Raw genomic sequence first — 2,202 nt, forward strand, 5'->3', positions numbered from 1 at the left:
TGCCCCCTCTCGGTAAGATGTGGTCACGTCCCAAGGAACAGGGAGGAAAACTATTGAAGCCTCCTCAACCGAATAGGGCAAGCCAAAGAAGCAGCCATTGGGCACAGTAATCTCATTAGGATTAAAAGTGGCTTGATTCATCTTTTTACCTCCTTGGAGACTCCCGTTATAGCCGAAGGCTTAACGGTGAAACGTGCCATATAAACACCTGGGGTTTCCCCAGGTGACAGGCACTCAGGAAAGGGAGGGCAGGATCTAATCTGTATAGGCATAACCATCCTTTCTGTGAATAAATTGACAGTACTTGTGACTGATTCCCTGTACCATTCCTGATTTAGTTGAAATATTGAAATATCCCGATTTACGAGTTGCAACTCGTCCAACATAAGTGCCTATTTTCTTGCCTTTAGTGACAACAGCACGAACAATATCTCCTGTTTGAAAACCTTTATGAATTTTGACTCTTGAGCAGTAACGAATGGGAAACCCATACTTGTTTATTCTGCAAATTTGACGAGTTCCGTGACCTTTAGCAGCGACAAGCAAAGGTTTATAATCCTCAACAATTAAGGTATCAACTTTTCCAACATTTGCGGCATCTAACCAATGAGTTTTAGGTAGATTTTGACGACATCGGTTAAACTTAGTCAAACCGCCACTACCCACCTCAACAGGTAATCCGAACAACTTTAACTCATGGTATAACTTCCAACGAGTTGTATTAACAGCAGCCGCATCAGATAAAGGTCGTTTTGCTTGAGACAAAATTCTCTTTAAAATTTCAGGCTTCCCAGATAAGAATTGTTCAATTTCCTGATTGGATTTAGCATGATTACAGGAATGACAAGCAATAGCAAGATTGGAAACTCTATTAGAACCACCTTTGGATAATGGTTTAATATGTTCAATTTCTAGGTGAGTGCCTTTGGCTCCACAATAGGCACATTTGCGATTCCATTTTTCAAGTAAATATTCTCGAAGCTCGTAGCCATAAAGTGTACCTTGTTGATACTCAATACCAGATATCTCAGGATTCTGTAACTTCTGAGTGTCAAATCTAACCAATTCTTGATACAGCCCTGTAATAGGACATAAACGAGTTAGTTTTTTAACCCAAGTCAAAATGTTATGAACTCTAGACATTAGGCTAGGAGCTAACCAACCTTTTGGTCTAGTTCTATTAAGAAATCTGGGCTGACGATATCGAGTTTTACGATGGCGTCGGGCACGCCTTAACTGCCTACGAGAGGTTAAGGCATCTCGAATTTGAAAGCCTCTGTGGGTAAGTTCACATCCCCAAACTACTCGGTTATTTTGAATGATTGCTAAACCACTTGTTTTTGAGCCAGGGTCTATTTTGAGTTGTGACCCGTGGGTTATTGGCTCTTCTATCTCCTCCGTTAAAATTATGGTAAATGGGTAACGACGATAGACTTTAGCTTTGCCTTTCGAGAGTATAATTCTAGCTCTCGCTGGTTTGCAGGGGTCTAAAGGTTGCCGATTTTTGTTAAGTACAAATACACGCATAACTGTGTTTTCTCCTATCGCTAGGGTAAAGTGAGCTTAGTCAAAGTTATTTCTCGGTACTTTCCCAATCGCACTGGCTTAACTCAACTACACCTGTTTAACGACCGGGTTCTAGAGCTGGGGACTAGCTACGCATCCCCAGGTAGGACTTTAACTCTTGGAAATAACGTAGTTCTTATAGAACTTAGACTGGTAAACTTTGAGCTTGAAAGCTCCCGCTAAGTTCGAAAGACTTAGCGGTGAGTTGTTTACGAGCCCTTGGTTAATTTTTCCTATTCTATCCGAACCTCGTCCCTACGGGCATCCTAGTATTAGGGATTAGGAATGCTTAGATTAGGCACACTTACATTAGGTACAAAAACCCTTAACCCAACCCCTAACGCCTAACCCCCAACCCTATTACCATCAAAACTAAATTAAAAAATTACTAGCACTATGGTAGATATCAAAGAAATTCCCCTAGAGCAAATCCGCCGTCCCCTACCACGACAAAATGATCCAAACAAGGTGGCGGCACTAATGGAATCAATTGCCAAAGAGGGTTTGCGCGAACCCATTGATGTGTTAGAAGTAGATGGGCAATACTATGGTTTTTCCGGTTGCCACCGTTACGAAGCACACCAGCGTTTAGGAAAAAAAACCATTAAGTGCCGCGTGCGTCGCGCTCCTCGGTCG

At 42.1% G+C, this 2,202-nt stretch carries 2 protein-coding genes; one reads left to right on the forward strand and one right to left on the reverse strand.

The annotated features are described in order from the left end of the window. Positions 1-255: 255 nt before the first annotated feature. Positions 256-1,527 carry an RNA-guided endonuclease IscB gene (gene iscB, locus F6K49_RS42775; protein WP_293107565.1) on the reverse strand — a complete coding sequence of 424 codons (1,272 nt, stop codon included), beginning with the start codon at positions 1,525-1,527 and terminating at the stop codon, positions 256-258. 435 nt (positions 1,528-1,962) lie between these two features. Here iscB and F6K49_RS42780 point away from each other — a divergent pair. Then, positions 1,963-2,202 (forward strand): sulfiredoxin (locus F6K49_RS42780; protein ID WP_293107569.1); only part of this gene is annotated, 240 nt, incomplete at its 3' end.

The sequence above is a fragment of the Moorena sp. SIO3I6 genome (assembly GCF_010672095.1).

What these genes read in the sequence shown, in the direction of transcription:
- iscB (WP_293107565.1), bottom strand. Translation starts at nt 1,527, where the DNA reads ATGCGTGTATTTGTACTTAACAAAAATCGGCAACCTTTAGACCCCTGC.